The sequence below is a fragment of the Terrimonas alba genome, assembly GCF_042434975.1.
GTDB classification, from domain to species: domain Bacteria; phylum Bacteroidota; class Bacteroidia; order Chitinophagales; family Chitinophagaceae; genus Terrimonas_B; species Terrimonas_B alba.
Genome location: NZ_JBHMQM010000002.1, coordinates 646,089 through 665,295 on the forward strand (window position 1 = coordinate 646,089; position 19,207 = coordinate 665,295).

Consider the following 19,207-nt stretch of genomic DNA (forward strand, 5'->3'; position numbering starts at 1 on the left):
TTACTTTTTGTTTTTAACCGGTGCACTACTCAGTGGCTGGCCTACGGCAATATCACAACGATGTCCGGGCTGACCATGTGCCGGATTCAAACCATTAGCCGGCGTAGCGGCTGTCGTGGCTGTTTGCAGTGGTGATGCCTGTAAAGCAGGAGCCGTAGTCGCTACAGGGGAAGTAGTTGTTTTTGCGGCTGGCGGACTATTCAGTGGTTGGCCGACGGCAATATCACAACGATGACCGGGTTTTCCATGAGCTGGATTCAGTCCGGATGCCGGTGCAGTTGAAGTCGTCGTGGCTGGCGTGATTGCAGGCGTTGTTGTAGCAACCGCATTGTTTGCGGCTGGCTTTATTGAAGAAGTATTTAAAACCGGGGCAGTTGCAGGTATAGGAGCACCTACTGCTACATCACAACGATGACCGGGTTGACCATGAGCCGGGTTAAGTTTGGATCCTACTACCGGGGCAGAAGGATTGGCAACAACTGCCGGTGCAACGGGGGATTTGCTGTCGAGTTGAAGAGGAGTTTGCGTTACCGGTACCGGCCCCTGTGTAGTTGCCGGGGCAGTGCCTGCATTGGAAGGGATACTAAGCGGTTTCAGGTTTTGCTCCCGGCGGATGCCACCGCCCGAATTTTCACAAGCAGCCAACACAAGCATCAGCAAACAAGCGGGGTAAAAAGCGTATTTCATGCAGACAGGTTTTGGACTGTTAATGTACTTAACAATCCCAACAACGCAAAATAAGCCGGCTTATTTTATATGCCTGAAAAGAGACAGTCAAAACCATCGCCAGCCTGCGCTTGCCGAAGGCTGACCATTTGCTTGTCAATATTTCGATACACTCAATAGGCCAAACAAACTGGCTTTTTGAAATAGCGCATCTGTGTAAAAAAATCAACAATTTTCAGGGAAAACTTAGCAATGACCCAATAACCAATATAATAAGGCAAACACGACGATAAAGCCTAAGCAGCCGCCGCCCCATTTATAAGCACCGTAACCAGCCAGTAACGTTCTTAACCAATTTTGCATAATGTATAATTTACCGGTAGAGGTAAAAAAACTATGCCAGATAAAAATGGAGAAGCGATTGGCCAGTTTCATCTAAACGTTGCAATATTGGTCTTGATGCAAAAAGATAGCAGCAAAGAGATTGATCCGGAAAATTGCTGAATGGTTTTGTTGCTTCCTGCTCAATTATTTTTTCGTAAATGATAATCCGTGCTTTTTTAATTCTTGTTTGATTACCCGTAATGCGTTCGGCCCGATGCCATGCATCAAAGCAATTTCCTGTTCGCTGTGTGTTGCCAGTTGCTGCAGTGAAGTGATGCCCGCATTCGCCAGTGCCCGTTGAGCAGGCTTGGCTAATTTCAGCGGAAGCTCGTCATTCGTTTTCATAGCAGTTTTATTTTTCCACCTGGCTCAGCCAGGTTTTGATAATGGTTTGCAGGGCTTTGCTTTTCGCTTTGATATCGGCCAGGTCATTGAAGCGCATTAATCTTCTGCCGTCGTTATAATCGCCTTCCAGCAAACCGCTGCTGTCTTTGATTGTGGCACCGGTCGGGAACACCAGCAGGATATTTCCTTTGTGCAGGTTCATCACTACGATGTCCCGTTTGTACTCTTTGGCATTAAAGGCTTTCATTTCTCCGGTATAGAAAAAGCTGGGTGAGTTCCATTTTATTTGCTCACCAATTTCCTTGCCAGCGCCGAGTATTGACTGCCGCAACGTTTCGATGGCTTTTGCAAATACAGGATCGAGTTTTTGAATATAGGCTGTAACAGCCGCGGGATTGTGGATGTCTTTTGATTTGGGCATTGATGCTGGTTGAAATTTGAATGATCGAACCAATGAAGACTTTAAATTAATCAGTTTCTCTGTTTTTCTGTTGCCCCGGTTTGTGTCTCCCAAACCGAAAATATATTATTTGAATGTTTCGTGGGGATACGAAACATGGCGAGGCCGTTTTACTCGTTAACCGCCCAATTGGCCCAAACAATAACATTAAACTCATTTTTAGAGAATGTTGCATTAGCCGACTTATTAAATGTTAGTTCAATTTCATTTTGGCTGCGATTTAGTCTAACATTCCAGGGAGAGCAAAGCCTATCCGTTTTTTCTATACTTTCAATAATTGAACTTTGTAGGCCTTCAAATCTTATGACAAAGTCAAGTTTGTAAGAGTTCTCAAACTTTTCGTATTTCTCGATATGGAAATCAGGTTCTGTTGTAAGAGTTGCAGAAATAAGGTTGGCTAGTTTCTCTGCTTTATTAAGAGCATTTTGATTTTCCGTCACAATTGATAACCTGGCGCTTTTCATTAGTGAGAGTTGTGCAATTACTTTTGAAATACCTTCATTCGTAAATACAAGCTCCTTAAACATGTTAGCAAAGGTTTGCCAATTAGGTTCGATGCCATTTATTTTATTTCGGTATAGCAACTTGCAATTTCTTGTTTCGCTCGGCTTTTAGGTCAACAGTGCTCCACAGATACCGGCTCCAATTAAAAAATAGATACCGGCGATGATCAGTAATTTTTTTGCGTTTTCTGGTTTGGTTTTTAGCCTGTTTAAACCGACGATCAACAAGATAATTGCCGGGCTATGACAGATCAGGTAAACTATTATGATTAACGATAGTATACCACCCATTTCTAATAATACCATTTTTAAAACGATCTAAGTTTTTCTAAATATAGATTTTTATCGTCCCTGTAAAAAAGATTCATTGTTTCAAAGGGGATAATCTTATTGTCCTTGTTTACAATATGCACACAGGACTTTTTGATTGCTCTGACATCAAAATTATAGGCATCGATAAATTGCATAATTATTACCCTAAAAAGATTTTCATATTTGAGTTTTGGTGCCTGCACAGAAGGAAGACAACAGAGTAAGGTATGTAATTTAGATGAAGCTTTGTCTGTTGAAGTTCCTGTGCTGAAAATCTCGAACATTTTTTGGTGCAGTTCTTCATCCTGTTCGTAGACAATTGTATTCTTGCTATTGTCGAGTAAATCCGCCGGATTGACGTATCTGGTAAGAGGGATAATTTTGCCTTCTAATTTCAGCACATATCCCATTACTAAGGCGTCCGGGTTGCACGGTACTGGAATCAGGTCATCAGGCTCGAATGCTTTTGTTTGCTCAAGTATCTTTCGTCTGACTTCTGTTAGGGTAATTCTATCAGATCCATTTTTGAAATTGGCAAGTCTGCCGGCCACTTGCGTTGGTTGGAGAGTAACCCCTCGTACACATTTCTGTTCTAGAGCATAATCAATTACTTTGCCTATTTCATCATCATTTAATCCTTTCTGTAGGGTAACGACCAAAGTAGTTGAAAGATTTAATTTGTTTAAATATTCAATAGCCTTTTCCCGTATTTTTTTGAGGTTTGCTCCCCGCAAAGACATTAATGTCTCTTCTTTAAAGGAATCGAATTGTAAATAGATTTCAAAATCCGGGGTGTAGCTTTTCAGACGCTCTGCAAATTCAAAATTTTTGGCAATTTCAATACCATTAGTATTCACCATGAGGTGTTTGATTGGTAGTGATTTTGCATAATCAAGAATATCAAAAAAATGGGGATGAATAGTTGGTTCCCCGCCACTTATTTGCACTACATCCGGTTCTTTTTCATTTTTCACGATCGTGTCTAACATGGCTTTGACCTCTTCAAATGTTCGATGTCTGCCATGTGTAGGGGAAGAAGCCGCATAGCAAGTTGGACAGGAAAGATTGCATCTGTCTGTTATTTCAATTACAGTCAGACATGAATGTTGTTCGTGGTCCGGACATAAACCGCAGTCATAAGGACATCCATAGTGGGTACTGGTGTTGAATTTATAGGGCGTTTCAGAAGGTTTATTGTAGTTCCTGATCCTTTTGTAATATTCTTTATCATCTGCTATTAAAACTTTAGAATTGCCATGCTCAGGGCATCGTTTTAACATGAAGACATTGTTCTCTTCAAAAACAATTTTTGCATCTATTCGCTTTAAACATTCTGGACACAGGCTAATTGTGTAATCGTAGTAAGTATAATTTCTGGTAGGCATTTTTTACTAATTTCTTAAACGTGTTGAGGTAATAGATCCAACATATCATACATAACCATTGAATGCTACTCATTCCTAAAACAAAAAAGACGTTTGGCTTTATGAACTCAATGAGAAAGCGAAAGCCAAAATATGAAATCATGAAAGACTTAAACAACAAACCGCTTTCTATCAATGGCAAGGTCTTGAATCTTTTTAGAGCCAGGAAAAGCACAAGCAGAAAAATCAATTCATACAGAGAAGTAGGATGTCTCAATAGCCCATCTCCTAAGTCCATTCCGGTCATCAGGTTTGTTGTCGAACCATATGTAAATTCGTTGGTGCCGCTTAAAAAACAACCGATGCGTCCTATTATAATTCCAATTATGATGGGAAATGTAAAAAGATCACCTGAAGAGTGTTTTTCATTTATTACTCTTTTTGCGGTCTCAACACCAATTAATCCACCAAACAGACCTCCCATAATAGATTTGGCATTAAGTAGCTGGATTATGTTGTTAGCGTTAAAAGTGATTAAAGGATTTTCCAGGAATCCCACCAACCTCGAGCCAATAAATGCTCCGATTATAGCCCCAAGAATTATGGAAAGTCTGTTTCTACCTGATATGTGGTCTTGATTTTGTTTCCGTAAATAAACATAATATCTAAATGAAATAAAAAAAGCAAGCCATTCGAATATAAGATGGATATTAATTTTTACTCCAAAAAGTATCGGCACATATGGTATTGTCAAGGTTCGGTGTTTTAAGGATTATACGCCTGAACAAATTCAGTCTAGAGAATGATTTAGTACAATGCAATTGCTCAATACCTCGCCGCCTCTCCCTGTTTCGGAGTAGAAGCCTTAATAAACTCCCTGATATCTTCATTGGCCGTTTCCAAATCCTGTTTGCGCAGGTACATCATATGCCCGCTGCGATAGCCTTTCCAACTCAGCCTGTTTTTTAGTTTACCGCCGGGGTCCATTTGCCACATGCTGTATTTGGCATTGAAATAATCACAGGCGCCATCATAATAACCGGATTGAACCATCACATGTAAAAAAGGATTTTGTGCCATGGCTTGCCGCAGGTTTTCACCGGTGCGGTCGCCCGTGCGGTCCCAGGGACTTACATTGCCAAACATTAAATACTTCAGGTCGGTTTTATAATTTAATTCGTTGCGCAGATACATATTGATAGCCGGGGTAAAGGAATGCAACCAGGATGTCAGCTCAGCGTTGAAATCAGGACCGTCACCCGCATCCTCACGATCGATGCCCCGGTAGCGGGAGTCAAGGCGGCCTACAGTAAATCCTTTATCCCGCAACAATTCTTTCCAGAAAAAAATGACGGGCACATCCAGGTTGTGTTGCAGTATCACTTTTGATGACAGGCCGGAATAGCGGGCCATCTTTTCAGCGATCATTTTTTTCTTTTCATCAGTCAACGAACTACCGCGGCTCATAGCAGGTATCAGTTCGTTCATCGTAAACTCTTCTACTTCGGGCAACATCGCTGTCAGGTCTTTTTGCTGCAGATCGGCCGGCAACATTTTATGATCCCAGGCCGTTGCCGCAAAGTAGGGGAGACGTAGCGCCGCATCAACAGGACCATCACGTTCAATGCCCAGTTCGGTGGGGGATACCAATATCACACCATTCAGGTACATCCATTGTGCATTCTGCAGTTCCAGTGCAAGGCCCGATACCCGGGTTGTGCCATAGCTTTCGCCGATCAGGTATTTTGGCGAAGCCCAGCGATTGTTGCGGGTCACAAAGGTGTTGATCCATTCAGCCAGGTATTTGATGTCGGCACGAACACCAAAGAATTTCGTGCCGGGTATATCCTTGCTTACCGCTCTTGAATAACCAGTATTAACGGGATTGACAAAAACAATATCAGCGACATCTAAAATAGAATAAGGATTTTCTTTAATGCCGTAAGGCTGCACCGGGTAACCTTCATCATCGATATTCAACAATCTTGGACCAGTATAGGCGATATGCATCCAAACAGAAGCAGAACCGGGTCCGCCGTTAAACGATATCACCAGGGGCCTTATTGCTTTGTCTTTTACATCGCTTCGTTCATAATAGGTATAAAATAAACCGGCGATACATTTTCCTTCTTCATCCCAAACCGGCATGGTGCCTGTTGTGGCTTTATAAGCAATACGGTGCCCCTTGATGGTAGTGGTATGATCGGTGACTACATTTTTATCAGGATTGAAAATAATATTGGGTAATACAACCTTTTCTTCTTTTGCAGCGGGTTTTTCATCGGCTGTTGCCGGGGAAGATGGTTTTGGTTGGGCTATTAATTGCAGACAACTGACAACAATCAAACTAATAAGCAGGACAATTTTTCTCATATCCGGTAGGTTTACTATTAAAGCTAAAATTGTGGCAAAAAATTTTAACCTGCAAATAATGATGGGCGATGAACTAGTGAAAATCCGGTTTCACTTTTGACCTTTCACTTTTCACTTTTAGCTTTTCACTTCTCACTTTTGGCCTCCGTCACTTTCTTTTCCATGATCACAAATTCCAACGGTTGCGTAGGAATGCCAAAGCGTTGATCGTTGGGAAAAGGTTTGCGTTCCGCCGTTTGATAATAACCATGTCTTTCATACCAGGCAATCAGCTCGGAACGGAGAGAAATCACATTCATGAAAATGCAGGAACAATTATTTTCTTTAGCATACTCATCGGCGGCAGCCAGCAATTTCTTACCAATGCCGGCGCCTTGTAAAGGCGGTGACACGGTCAACATGCCTAAGTACAATCCGCGTTCCTGTTTATGCAGGTATACACACCCGGTAATGGAGCCATCGCCTGCAACATTTTTCAGCATCACAGCATTTTTAGTTTCCAAAATCGAAGCCAGGCTGTCTTCATCAGTTCTAAGCTCACCTTTTAGCAGGTAAGCTTCAGTGGTCCACCCTTGTTTGGATGCTTCACCCCGGTAGGCACTGTTGATAAGCTGAACCAGTGCAGGAATGTCTTCGTTGGTTGCAATTGATATAGCCATTGCCGAAATTAAGGAATTGAGGTTATTGCCGATGACTACAGTTGGCAGGTGTTCTTACAATAGATTGGCAACAGAAACTCTCCCGCTTCTGTTTAAATTTTTCAACTCTGATTGATACATCTACCTGCTGGTATTGCCACCTCATTTTTTTTGCTTAATTTTTACACTGCAATTTTTCGTGACTCTTCGAAAACTTGTGTTTCTCACTGTTATAAACATCTTTGGCAATAGTAGTAGAACTTGTGCTGGTTTAGTCTATTGCAATTATTTTCTATCGTAGGCCTGGTTGTAGTATTCATTAACTTGTAATTGATGAATTGAAATCGCATAACCTCAACCTGTAGAATATGAAAATTAACAAGATCACCATCCGCGGTGAAAAACAACCCAGCCAATCGACCTTTGAATCAGCCGATGATCTTAAACTGGAAGAAGTTTACCTGTTAGGGGGTTCCACAAGGGGTGAAGCAGAGCGGCACACCATTCAGCTAAAAAAAGACCAGGTAATAGAATTTGTATTTGAAGACAATACGGTCTGGCTTAGTTCTGATCAAACGATCCAGGATGTTTTCCCTGAGGCCGCAGCTCTTAAAAGCCGGTCTGTTGACAGTGACTTTGAAATCCCTTATTACATTCAATCCACTGCTGATGAGCGGGGGATTGGAACAGTAGCATTGAAATTGTTGAAGATTTTTTCCAAAAAGAACCTAAAAAAGGGAGTACGGGAACTAGCTATTGACCTTGAAAAAAAACAACTGGATAACAAAAGTGGTTTATACAGGCTCGATGCCGGCTTCCAGTTTTTTAAAGATATTCCTGTCAGCAACAGCAAGCCGTTCCTGCTTTTCCTGCATGGCACTAATTCATCAACCAGCGGATCATTTGGCGAATTGACGGGAACTGAATTATGGAAATATATTTTTCAAAACTATGATCAAAATGTATTGGCCTTCCAACATGAGACGCTTACCAAAAGTCCTTTGCAAAATGTAGCTGAACTGGTAAAGCAACTTCCTTCCAATGCCGTTCTCCATCTGATCAGTCATTCCCGCGGCGGTTTGGTCGGTGATATTCTTTCCCGGTTTTGCGTCGACGATGAAAACAATGCAGGTTTCTCTGCGGAAGAAATGAATTACTTAAAAAAAGAAGGCCGGGATGAGGATATAAAATATAGTAAGGCCATTAAAGATGCGCTGAAAGAAAAAAATATTTCGGTACAAAAATTTATTCGTGTTGCCTGCCCGGCCAGTGGTACTACGCTGGCATCTGACAGGCTTGATAATTTTTTTAATGTCACTTTTAATTTAATTGGCCTGGCAATAGGAGGCCCTGCCAATCCTATCTATAATTCATTTAAAAACCTGCTGGCTTCCGTAGTGGATTGTAAAGAAGATGTGAGTGTGCTACCGGGTCTCGAAGCCATGAATCCTGATTCACCGTTTATCAAAGTATTAAATTATCCAAGACCTGCTGCAGCTATCGATAGTCCATTGGCCGTTATCTCAGGCAACAGCCGTGTCAATTTAAGCTTTAAAGCTCTTGTGGTACTAGCCAGTAAGCTTTTCTTTGATTCGAAGAATGATCTTGTCGTAAATACGGCTTCCATGTACAATGGCGCAAAGCGGTTGAACATGATGCAATATTTTTTTGACGAAGGCACCACCGTAGATCATTTTCATTATTTCAAAAATCCTAAAACAAATACGGCCCTGCTGGATGCACTAAGGACAACGGATCATGCACTGATACCCGGCTTTGTGAAGTTAGAACAGGGCGCATCAATGTTGGCCGATCGCAATGCTATCCTGAAGTTGGACGGAGGGCAGGTATTTAAAAATACAGTTACCGGTAAACGCCCTATTGCTGTTTTACTACCCGGCATCATGGGTTCCAATTTGTCAAAGAATGGAAAACTGATCTGGATAAATTATTTCCGCTTTATTGGCGGTGAACTAAATGATTTGCGGATTTCTGAGAAAGGAGTGGATGCTCCATCGCTGATCAAAACTTCGTACAAAAAACTGGCAGATCATTTAAGTACTAATTATGATGTGGTCACCTTTGCATTTGACTGGCGTCAGCAACTGAATGATTGTGCCAAATTGCTGAATGAAAAGATCATTGAATTACTGGCGTATGGTCAACCGATCAAATTGATCGGGCATTCCATGGGTGGTGTGCTGATTCGTGATTTTATTTTAACACACCCGGATACCTGGCAGCGATTAAACAATTCAAGTGGCTTTCGGCTTTTGTTTTTGGGTTCACCGCTGGGTGGCTCTTTCCGCATTCCGTATGTATTGTACGGTAAAGATCCCATTATTGATAAGATCAGCAAGATCGACATCTTTCATAGCAAAAAGCAATTGCTGGAAATCTTTTCCAACTTTCCGGGCTTGTTAAGTTTATTGCCTTTATCGGATGATGATCAAAATGATTTTGCCAAAGAAGAAACCTGGAAAAAAATGAGCAGGGCTAATGGCGATGCCGCCTGGCCCATTCCTGCAAAAAAGCAATTGGATACATTCAAGGCCTATCGTGATTTTATTAATGAAAATGTAAAAAATATTGACTACTCCAATGCTGTTTATATAGCTGGCAGGGATAACTCAACTCCCTCCGGCTATGAAATAGATGAAAATAACAATCTTGTTTTTTTCAGCACGGCGGCTGGAGACCAGAGTGTGACATGGGAAACAGGTATTCCTAAAAAAATGATTGAAAATAATTCGGTCTATTATTCCGATGCTTCTCATGGTGCATTGTCCAATGATCCTTCGCTCTTTAAAAGCATCGATGAGATACTGGAGCATGGTTCTACTCTGTTATTAAAGAAAACAAAACCGGTGATCCGCGGCGCCGAATTACAATTCAGAACACCGGTCGTAAATGATTTTGATCTTTCAGCCGAGGGTGTGGAGAATACTATCCTGGGATTAGGCGAAGAGAAAGTTATAGAAGCTGGTGAAGTGCCTATTCGTGTTTCGATCAGCAACGGAGACCTGAAATACTCTTCTTATCCATTGTTGGCAGGGCACTTTATAAATGATGGTATCCTGTATGCGGAAAAAGCTATTGACTATAATTTGAGGGGTGTATTAACCGAACGATACCAGTTGGGACTTTATCCGGGAGAAATTGGTACCAGCGAAGTAGTGATTACACATCAAAAAGATTTTAATGGAGCCATTATCGTGGGGCTCGGAGATCCCGGTTCGTTGACGGCTTACCAGCTTACACAAAGTGTTGAACAGGGCGTGGCAAAATATTTACTATACGTGAACAGTAAGGCTCCGCATACCACTAACGGCGTGGATACACAACAGGTAGGTGTTTCATCACTGGCCATAGCTTGTTCCTACGGTGGCTTGTCGGTGGAAAAATCGATCAGGGCCATTGTAATGGGAGTGCAAAATGCCAATACTAAAATCCGGCAAACATTAAGAGAGGGAGCCAAGACCATTACTCACCTGGAATTTATTGAGCAATACCAGGACCGGGCATTGGGTTGTCTCTACGTTTTAAATGAAATAGAAAAAGAAGACGATTATACTGTAAACATAGTGTTTGAAAAAAAGCGGATTAAAAAACTATTGGGGGCAAGAGAAAGATTGCCGTTGGATAATACAGACGAATGGTGGACCCGGATCAACGTAAAATTGAAAGAGTATGAAATAAAAGCAGCCAGGATCAAAGGCATGCAGTTTAATATCTCCACAGGCGGGGCCAGGGAAGAACAGCGGGATTTATTTACCAGCCGTGAAATGATCCAGGAGTTGATCAATGATTTATCAGGGAATAATCAATGGACGCCGCAATTGGCTAAAACAATTTTTGAATTGCTGGTGCCAAATGATTTTAAAGAGCAGTTAAAAAAACAAGCAAATATCAATTGGATCGTGGATAAGGATACCGCTTCTTATCCCTGGGAGTTGTTACAGGATAGCACCCATAATGCAAAGCCCTTGTGCATTAATGCCGGAATGGTTCGCCAGTTAGCAACTTCCGATTATAGAATGAAGATTAATTCGGTCTCAAAAGACTCAGCACTGATCATCGCCGATCCTGACCTGAAAGGATTTGTCAACCAGTTGCAGGGAGCTTTGCAGGAAGGGGAGTTGGTGAATGAAATTTTAAGCAGCACCGATTTTTCGACAACCAAAATATCCCGGGGATCTGTATCGGATATTATCCAGGCTCTTTTTAGTGATGATTACAAGATCATACACCTCGCAGGACACGGAGTATTCAACGAAGATCCATCGAAGGGTTCAGGAATGCTGATCGGTGATAATGTTTTTTTGTCAACCCGTGAAATAAGCCAGATGAGTTCGGTTCCGGAATTGGTTTTTGTGAATTGTTGTTATTTGGGCAAAACAGATGGCGCCGCCGAAAACTTGTATCGAAACCGGTTTAAGCTGGCAGCCAATATTGGAACGCAGTTGATCGAGAACGGCGTAAAAGTAGTGATTGCTGCAGGCTGGGCCGTGGACGATGCAGCAGCATTAGAGTTCACCGATGTGTTTTATCAATGCATGTTTAATGGAGATGAGTTTGGACAGGCCGTATTGCAGGCCCGGAAGGTTATTTATGAAAAATACAAATACACCAATACCTGGGGGGCTTACCAATGTTATGGCGACCAGTTTTATACCCTGAGACGGGGTTATAAAAAACAGCCACCGAAAGAATTTGTCATCGCCCGGGAGGCTGAAATAGAACTAAGCAATTTGCTGAATAAACTGGAAATAGCCGGTTACACCACTGAAGCACACCTGGCCGAATTAAACGCTATAGCCACAGCCGTTGATAAGGCTAATATCCGGAATGGTGAGATAACAGAATTAGAGGCCCTGATCTATGGCGGCCTATGCATGTATGAACAGGCGATGATAAAGTATGAAAGCCTGCTGAGAATGGAAAATGCCTCTTTCTCTTTTTCGGCTATGGAAAAGTATTGCAATATCCGGCCCAAGTTTTATGTGAGTGAGTATGGAAAAAATAAAAACAACCAGCAGGAGCTATTGGCGAAGGTTGATAATGTAATTAACGACTTAAACCTGCTGATCAATTACAGTCCTACCTCCGAACGGTTGAACATGCTGGGCAGCGCCTATAAGGACAAAGCATTGATCAGTTCAGTGAAGACCCAAAAAGTAAATGCTTATAAGCAGGCCGCCCTGCAATATTATAAAGCCTATAATCAAAAGAAAGAAGCCTATTCACTGACCAACTGGCTGGAGATTGAAAACATTCTTGTGTTGCTGGAGGTAAGAAAATGGGGACAGGTCGTAAAAATGGAAAACACGGAATATAATTTACCTGCTATTAAAGAGGCGGTCAAAGATCTCGATAATATGTTGGATGCATTGACCAGCTCTTCACCCGATGAATTAAGTTACTGGGAATGGGCATCTGCTGCCAATATCCGGCTGTGCCTGTTGATGCTCGACTACAAGACAGGCAGACCAAAACTTCCCTCTTATGAAGAAACATTTGATCTCTATAAAGAAACCTGGGATAAGGCCGGATCGAAGGGGAAAAAATTGGGCGAGATAGATCATTTTGATTTTTTAACGGACGCACTGTCGCTAAGTAAAAAGAAAACAGCTATTACAATGAAAACTAAGATCAGTGATATGAGAAATCAATTGGAAAGGATATTATGAGTTACAGGTTGCCAGTTACCGGTAACCGGCAACTGGTATCACTTTCTACCTCAAACCTCAAACTTTTTAGCCATGACATTTATAAAAAAAGGAAGCCAGGGGCCTGCAGTAACAGAGCTGCAAAATATTTTACGGGAGCTGGATTATAATATCCCGGTCACCGGCATTTTTGATACGGCTACTTACAAGGCGGTGAGGAATTTTCAAAGCCGTCATTTAGATAAGCACAATCTTCCCCTTGAAATAGATGGCGAAGTAGGTGATATAACCTGGTGGGCTCTTAAAAATCCACGCAATAAAGTGGGAGGTGGAGCTATTAATTATGGTATCATGCCGGAGCTTTCTTTTGGCGGTAGCGTCGTTGGCAGAAATGCACTACAGGTCGCTCTTAGGGAAATGACTGCAGGGGCGGGAGAGGAAGGTGGTAATAATATGGGGCCATGGGTTCGTAAATATTTGCAACCGGCTGGATTGAATGAGGGCAATAGTTGGTGCGCTGCTTTTGTCAGTTGGTGTTTTTTGCAGGCTGCTGGCGGTGAAAAAAAGAATATGCCATTCCGGTATAATGCAGGTGCGAGAAATATTTACAATCAACTAAAAAAAAATGGGTTGATCTATGATGCCAATCTAACGTCACCCCAACCGGGTGATATAGTAGCATGGTGGCGGGTGAGCATGGCTTCCGGCTTCGGGCATATTGGAATAGTACATCATTTTAGGGATGGTTTTCTATATACAATAGAAGGTAACAAAGCTGCGAATGTTGCCGGCTTCTCTTATGTAAAAACGAGAATGGATAGAGTGTTGGGTTACGGACGCATCAAGTGACAAAAGATTTTTGCAATTTTTGCAAAATCATTGATTGCAATCAATAGGTTAGTATAAAGTGTAGTAGTTACTCTACAATTTACTCGTAGTAATTATGACCGCAAATTGAGGACTTGTTCTATTTGTATGCGGCTGCCACTGGCGTTACTTTGTATCATTAATCCGTACCCTGTTACTGAAAACAATAAAGATATTAGTCCTTGAAAATCCCGTCCACTTCAAGACAACCACTATCTTCCTGATTTGTTGAACCGTCCAGCCGCTAGTCTGCTCTTCGCAGGTCGGCGGTTTTTTTTTAATACAAAAGGAACAGAGCATACCGATAAAGGCGGATTTTTTCTTACTTCATCTTCTGGTATACGGGAAGGCTATTGACAGGATCGATTGCGTTAAAATCTTTTCAAATTTGAGCTGGGTTCACGAAACGATGCCCATCTGTCGCAGCTGTTCTATAACTTGCATACTTGCATGAAAAATCTCAAGGCCGTTTATAAATACTTTTGGAAATACCGTATCCGGTTGGGTATAGGGGTTCTGTTTATTTTTCTTTCCAACTACTTCAACGTATTGACGCCCCAGATCACCGGGTATGTGATCGATTTTGTGCAAAAGTCATTGAACCTGCCGGGTTATAAACCAAAAGATAATGGCCCGGCTTATGACGTATTGGTAAACCAGTTCATTGCAAAGATGGAATCGGTAAACTATAGCCCCGCAAATGTGGTGGTTCTATGTGGCATTGTGATATTGGTGCTGGCACTGTTGCGTGGGTTCTTTCTTTTCCTGATGCGGCAAACTATTATCGTGATGAGCCGGCACATTGAATTTGATCAGAAAAATGAGGTGTACCAGCATTATCAAAAACTGGACACAGCCTTTTATAAACGAAACAGCACCGGCGACCTGATGAACCGTATAGCCGAAGATGTGAGCCGGGTGAGAATGTTTACAGGTCCGGCAATCATGTACCTGGTCAACCTGATTGCTGTTATCTCGCTGGCTTTATTTTTTATGATCAAAAGAGATCCTTTATTGACCTTATATGTGTTGGCGCCCTTACCCATATTGGCTGTCACTATTTACTATGTCAATAACATGATCCATAAAAAAAGTGAGCGGATCCAGGCTTCACTTTCAAATCTTACCACCAATGCCCAGGAATCTTATTCCGGCATCCGTGTTATCAAATCTTTTGTGCAGGAAAAAGCGATGCTAGGCTTTTTTTCCAATAATAGTGAAGAATACAGGAAGAATGCGATAAGCCTGGCGAAAGTGGAAGCCATCTATTTTCCTTCTATTACTTTATTGGTGGGCTTGAGTACATTGCTAACGATAATGGTTGGCGGGCTTTATTATATTAATGGCACTCATAATGTGACGTTGGCTACAATTGTAGAATTTATCATGTACATCAATATGCTCACCTTCCCGGTTAGTGCCATCGGTATGACGGCAAGTATGATACAACGGGCGGCTGCTTCACAAAAACGAATTAATGAATTTTTAGATACAGAACCTTCGATCAGAGAACCCGGAAAGCCTGTGGACTTAAAACTGCAGGGCAATATCCGGTTTGAGAATGTGGATTTTGTTTACCGGGATACAGGTATAAAGGCTTTGTCGAATTTTAGTTTGCAGGTAAACAAAGGAGAAAAGATCGCCATTGTTGGAAGGACCGGCAGTGGTAAAACAACCGTCGCCCAGTTGCTGCTCCGTATGTATGATCCGCAGAAAGGAAAAGTGGAGCTGGATAATGTTAATATAAAAAACATCAGCTTACGCAGCCTGAGGGAGCAAATCAGCTATGTGCCGCAGGATGTATTCCTGTTTAGTGAGACAGTGTCTAATAATATCGGTTTTGGATTGGAAAAAACGACGGCCACAGCTGTCGAAAAAGCAGCCACGCAGGCCCATGTTCATAAGGAAATCCATGGCTTCTCTGAAGGATACAGTACCATGATTGGAGAGCGGGGTGTTACATTAAGTGGCGGACAAAAGCAACGCATTTCCATAGCCAGGGCCCTGATAAAAGATCCTGCCATGGTTATTTTTGATGACTGTCTTAGCGCCGTTGATGTCAAAACGGAAAAGGAAATCATCAGCAGCCTCAATGAATACCTGCAGGATAAAACCGCCATCATCATTACTCACCGGATATTCTCTTTATTTGATTTTGACAAGATCGTGGTACTGGAAGATGGTGAAATAGTAGAGCAGGGTACCCACCGGGAATTGCTGGGGAAAAAGGGATTCTATGCTGCCTTATACCAGCGGCAACAACAGGAAGAAAAGGGTACGCCGGAGAATGGTGAATATGCAGACATGCTATAAACTGATGTCCTGAATCCCCCGGTTATAGCCATTCATATTCAACGATAAGACCGGTCGCGGGAACTTACTGAAAAATTCAATCTCTTTTGGCTGTTTCAAAAACATCTCTATATTTGTGACTTCATAAAAAGGGAAGTATTTTTTAAATCTGAAAATTAACTATTGTGGCGTACGAGAACAACGACAAGAAAATGGAAAGTATTTACAGCAAAAGAATCCGTGCCGGAAAGAGAAGAACGTATTTTTTTGATGTAAGAGCAACCCGCGGTAATGATTATTACCTGACCATTACGGAAAGCCGTAAGCGTTTTGATGACAACGGGTATGACAGGCACAAGATTTTTTTGTACAAAGAAGACTTCAACAAATTTATCAAGGCATTGGGTGAATCAGTTGACTATGTGAAAACAGAATTGATGCCTGATTTCGATTTTGATGCATTCAATCACGATGAAGTAGATGAATATGGTGCAGAAGGACCTGCGGCTGCGGCTGAAGAAACTTCAGCTTCTGAGGTTAAAACAAATGGTGTTGCACCAAAGGTAGAACCAGTTGCAGTGGCTCCTATAACTGAAACTGCTGCCGATGTGCAAAACAACAGCCAGGAAGAAGTTGACAAATGGTAAAAACCTGTTTGTGTAAATAATTAAATGCCTCCTTTTGGGAGGCATTTTTATTTTTCACCTTGTAGAAATAACGATATATCTGCCTTCCAGTTGTCCCGATATTTATTCAGGTAATTTTCATGGCCTGCCAACGGGTAGGTAATTAGTTTTTTCGGCCCTGTTAAGTTTTTAAAGATATCATCGATTTCTTTTCTTGATACTTTTTCATCTTTCTCTCCATAAAGAAGCAGGGTAGGGATACTTATTGCTTCAGCATAGTCAATTGGATTGTGATCAAAGGCATTGAATCCATTCTGCACACCACCCCAAAACACCAAAAGATCAGCCATAGGAAGAGATGGAACATTCATTGATGCAAACCTTGCCTGGACGGTTTTTAGCATCGATCCAAAAGCACATTCCAATAGTAGTGCGGTTGGTTTTAGATGGTAATCTTTTTGAGCCTTCATAATAGCTACCGCTCCCAGTGAGGTTCCAAACAGAATAATATTCTTCTCACCTTTATTGTTTAAAAAATCGAACGCAGTTTTTACCTGAGCAGCTTCGTAATATCCTATTGTTGTTTGATTTCCTTCTGATCCACCAGCCCCCATAAAATCGACCAAAAGTGTATTGTATCCCATTTCTCTAAAGATCGCAGCTTTGTCAAGCATAGATGATTTCTCACCACCATATCCATGAAATAAAATCACCGAACCTTTCGCAGCATCTGTTGGGACCCACCAACATTCAATTGTTTTGTTGCTTTTAAGTTTAAGAGTTTCAAATTTTTCGTTTGGAAGTTCGTTAGCCTGTGGTCTGGGATTATTGACTCCGGCAAAGAGAGCTTTCAATTTTTGGCCAAACGAAAGATGACTTGCTCCCTTAGTTTTGACAACTCCCGCTTTGTCGAAATGAGTGAATTTATAAGCATGTAAATAGGCGATCAAATTCATTAAGCAAAAAAGTATTAGTGTTATCCATAAAAAACGCTTAATAATACTTTTTCGCTTCATTCGTGCGGACCCCTTAAGGCTTTATTGATAATTATTTCTTCCACACTTTATACGCATTGATCAATCCATTAGTCGATGCATCATGATTGCTGACATCTTCTTTCGTTTCCAATTCAGGCAGGATTTTATTAGCGAGCTGTTTGCCCAGTTCAACACCCCACTGATCAAAGCTGAAGATATTCCAGATGATACCCTGGGTAAATATTTTGTGTTCGTATAAGGCTATCAGCTGGCCGAGCGTAAAGGGTGTAATCTTTTTTAGTAAAAATGAATTTGTCGGTTTGTTACCCGCAAAAACTTTAAAGGGCAACAATTTTGAAATCTGTTCGGGTGTTAATCCCTGTTTCTCCAACTCTTTTTCTGCTTCTTCATCTGTCTTGCCATTCATCAATGCTTCTGTTTGCGCAAAGAAATTGGACAAAAGTTTTTGATGATGATCTCCAACACGATTATGTGTCTGGGCAGGCGCTATAAAATCGCAGGGGATGAGAGGTGTGCCCTGGTGTATCAACTGGTAAAACGCATGTTGGCCATTGGTACCGGGCTCGCCCCAAATCACCGGGCCGGTTGCATACTCCACAGCCTCACCATTCCGGTCAATACTTTTGCCATTGCTTTCCATATTTCCCTGTTGAAAATAGGCTGGAAAACGATGCATGTATTGATCGTAAGGAAGAATAGCTTCCGTTTGCGATCCAAAGAAATTGGTGTACCATAAGCCGATCATTGCGATCAGCACCGGGATGTTTTTATCAAAAGGCGCTTCCTGGAAATGTTGATCGGTATGGTGGGCGCCTTTCAATAATTGTTCAAAGTTTTTATAGCCGATACTCAGAGCAATCGATAAGCCAATGGCGCTCCATAGAGAATAACGCCCGCCTACCCAATCCCAGAATTCAAACATGTTATCCTTATCGATACCAAATTTTACTACTTCCTTCTCATTGGTTGATAAGGCGGCAAAATGTTTGGCGATATGTTTTTCATTTTTTGCTTTTATCAGGAACCATTCCCTGGCCGTATGTGCGTTGGTCATGGTTTCCTGCGTGGTAAAGGTCTTGGAAGCGACCAGGAAAAGCGTTCTTTCAGGATTGACTTTTTTTAATGTTTCAGCGATATGCGTACCGTCAATGTTTGAGACAAAGAAGGTTTCAATGTCCTGCGATTGGTATGGCTTTAATGCTTCCGTTACCATCAATGGACCCAGGTCACTACCGCCGATACCAATATTGACAATATATTTTATCCGCTTTCCGGTATAGCCCCGGTGTTCGCCACTATGCACCGCTTCGCAAAAAGATTTCATTTTGCGTAAAACCCTTTTCACTTCGGGCATCACATTATTCCCTTCAGCATAGACGGGTTGTTTGGAAAAATTGCGCAAAGCGGTATGCAACACAGAACGGTGCTCGGTCGCATTGATTATTTCACCATTGAACATGGCGCTGATCGCCTCCTTCAATTTGCACTCCTGCGCAAGTTGCAACAGCAATCCCATGGTTTTATCGGTGATGATGTTTTTGGAGTAGTCAAAAAGGATATCATCGAAACGGGTGCTGAATTTTTGATAACGGTCTTTGTCACTTTCAAACAGGGTTCTCATTTTCACGGTCTTCATTTCTGAAAAATGTTCTTGTAATAGTGACCATGCGTTGGTAGTAGTTGGATTAATTTTTGGTAACATGCTGTTCA

Annotated in this window: 15 protein-coding genes; 4 read left to right on the forward strand and 11 right to left on the reverse strand. The window is 41.8% G+C overall.

Features of this window, described 5'->3' with window-relative positions; all coding sequences use genetic code 11:
- The 9 genes from ACFEL9_RS07630 to ACFEL9_RS07670 form a co-directional block, all read right to left on the reverse strand.
- Entirely contained in the window at positions 1-687 is a 687-nt protein-coding gene (locus ACFEL9_RS07630; protein WP_385887922.1) for a hypothetical protein, read from the reverse strand.
- A 507-nt stretch (positions 688-1,194) separates the two neighbouring features.
- Positions 1,195-1,395, reverse strand: a complete 201-nt coding sequence (locus ACFEL9_RS07635; protein WP_385887925.1) for a helix-hairpin-helix domain-containing protein — start codon at positions 1,393-1,395, stop codon at positions 1,195-1,197.
- 7 nt (positions 1,396-1,402) lie between these two features.
- Entirely contained in the window at positions 1,403-1,816 is a 414-nt protein-coding gene (locus tag ACFEL9_RS07640; RefSeq protein ID WP_385887928.1) for a DUF1801 domain-containing protein, read from the reverse strand.
- 149 nt (positions 1,817-1,965) lie between these two features.
- Positions 1,966-2,382, reverse strand: a complete 417-nt coding sequence (locus ACFEL9_RS07645; protein WP_385887930.1) for a hypothetical protein — start codon at positions 2,380-2,382, stop codon at positions 1,966-1,968.
- A gap of 84 nt (positions 2,383-2,466) precedes the next feature.
- A complete protein-coding gene (locus ACFEL9_RS07650) occupies positions 2,467-2,664 on the reverse strand; it encodes a hypothetical protein (protein ID WP_385887933.1) in 198 nt (65 codons plus the stop codon).
- 2 nt (positions 2,665-2,666) lie between these two features.
- Entirely contained in the window at positions 2,667-4,055 is a 1,389-nt protein-coding gene (locus ACFEL9_RS07655) for a radical SAM protein (RefSeq protein ID WP_385887935.1), read from the reverse strand.
- Positions 4,015-4,773 (reverse strand): prolipoprotein diacylglyceryl transferase, encoded by a 759-nt coding sequence (locus ACFEL9_RS07660; protein ID WP_385888626.1) that lies wholly within the window; start codon positions 4,771-4,773, stop codon positions 4,015-4,017. Before ACFEL9_RS07660 ends, ACFEL9_RS07655 begins: the two co-directional genes overlap by 41 nt.
- An 86-nt stretch (positions 4,774-4,859) precedes the next feature.
- Positions 4,860-6,407 carry a S10 family peptidase gene (locus ACFEL9_RS07665; protein WP_385887938.1) on the reverse strand — a complete coding sequence of 516 codons (1,548 nt, stop codon included), beginning with the start codon at positions 6,405-6,407 and terminating at the stop codon, positions 4,860-4,862.
- Positions 6,408-6,532: 125 nt separating this feature from the next.
- Positions 6,533-7,066: a GNAT family N-acetyltransferase gene (locus ACFEL9_RS07670; RefSeq protein ID WP_385887941.1), complete on the reverse strand. Its 534-nt coding sequence runs from the start codon at positions 7,064-7,066 to the stop codon at positions 6,533-6,535.
- Positions 7,067-7,413: 347 nt separating this feature from the next.
- Between ACFEL9_RS07670 and ACFEL9_RS07675 the strand changes: the two genes are divergently transcribed.
- From ACFEL9_RS07675 to ACFEL9_RS07690, 4 genes are all read left to right on the forward strand, one after another.
- The gene (locus ACFEL9_RS07675; RefSeq protein WP_385887944.1) at positions 7,414-12,735 is read left to right on the forward strand and encodes a CHAT domain-containing protein; all 5,322 of its coding nucleotides are present in this window, start codon (positions 7,414-7,416) and stop codon (positions 12,733-12,735) included.
- A 72-nt stretch (positions 12,736-12,807) separates the two neighbouring features.
- Positions 12,808-13,563 carry a CHAP domain-containing protein gene (locus ACFEL9_RS07680; RefSeq protein WP_385887947.1) on the forward strand — a complete coding sequence of 252 codons (756 nt, stop codon included), beginning with the start codon at positions 12,808-12,810 and terminating at the stop codon, positions 13,561-13,563.
- Between the two features lie 468 nt (positions 13,564-14,031).
- On the forward strand, positions 14,032-15,894 hold the full coding sequence (locus ACFEL9_RS07685; RefSeq protein WP_385887950.1) for an ABC transporter ATP-binding protein: 1,863 nt from the start codon (positions 14,032-14,034) through the stop codon (positions 15,892-15,894).
- A 164-nt stretch (positions 15,895-16,058) separates the two neighbouring features.
- Positions 16,059-16,520 carry a DUF3276 family protein gene (locus ACFEL9_RS07690; protein ID WP_385887952.1) on the forward strand — a complete coding sequence of 154 codons (462 nt, stop codon included), beginning with the start codon at positions 16,059-16,061 and terminating at the stop codon, positions 16,518-16,520.
- Positions 16,521-16,567: 47 nt separating this feature from the next.
- On the opposite strand, the gene ACFEL9_RS07695 is transcribed toward ACFEL9_RS07690, so the two are convergent.
- Positions 16,568-17,515, reverse strand: a complete 948-nt coding sequence (locus tag ACFEL9_RS07695; protein WP_385887955.1) for an alpha/beta hydrolase — start codon at positions 17,513-17,515, stop codon at positions 16,568-16,570.
- A gap of 31 nt (positions 17,516-17,546) precedes the next feature.
- Positions 17,547-19,199 carry a glucose-6-phosphate isomerase gene (gene pgi / locus ACFEL9_RS07700; protein ID WP_385887958.1) on the reverse strand — a complete coding sequence of 551 codons (1,653 nt, stop codon included), beginning with the start codon at positions 19,197-19,199 and terminating at the stop codon, positions 17,547-17,549.
- Between the last annotated feature and the right edge of the window lie 8 nt (positions 19,200-19,207).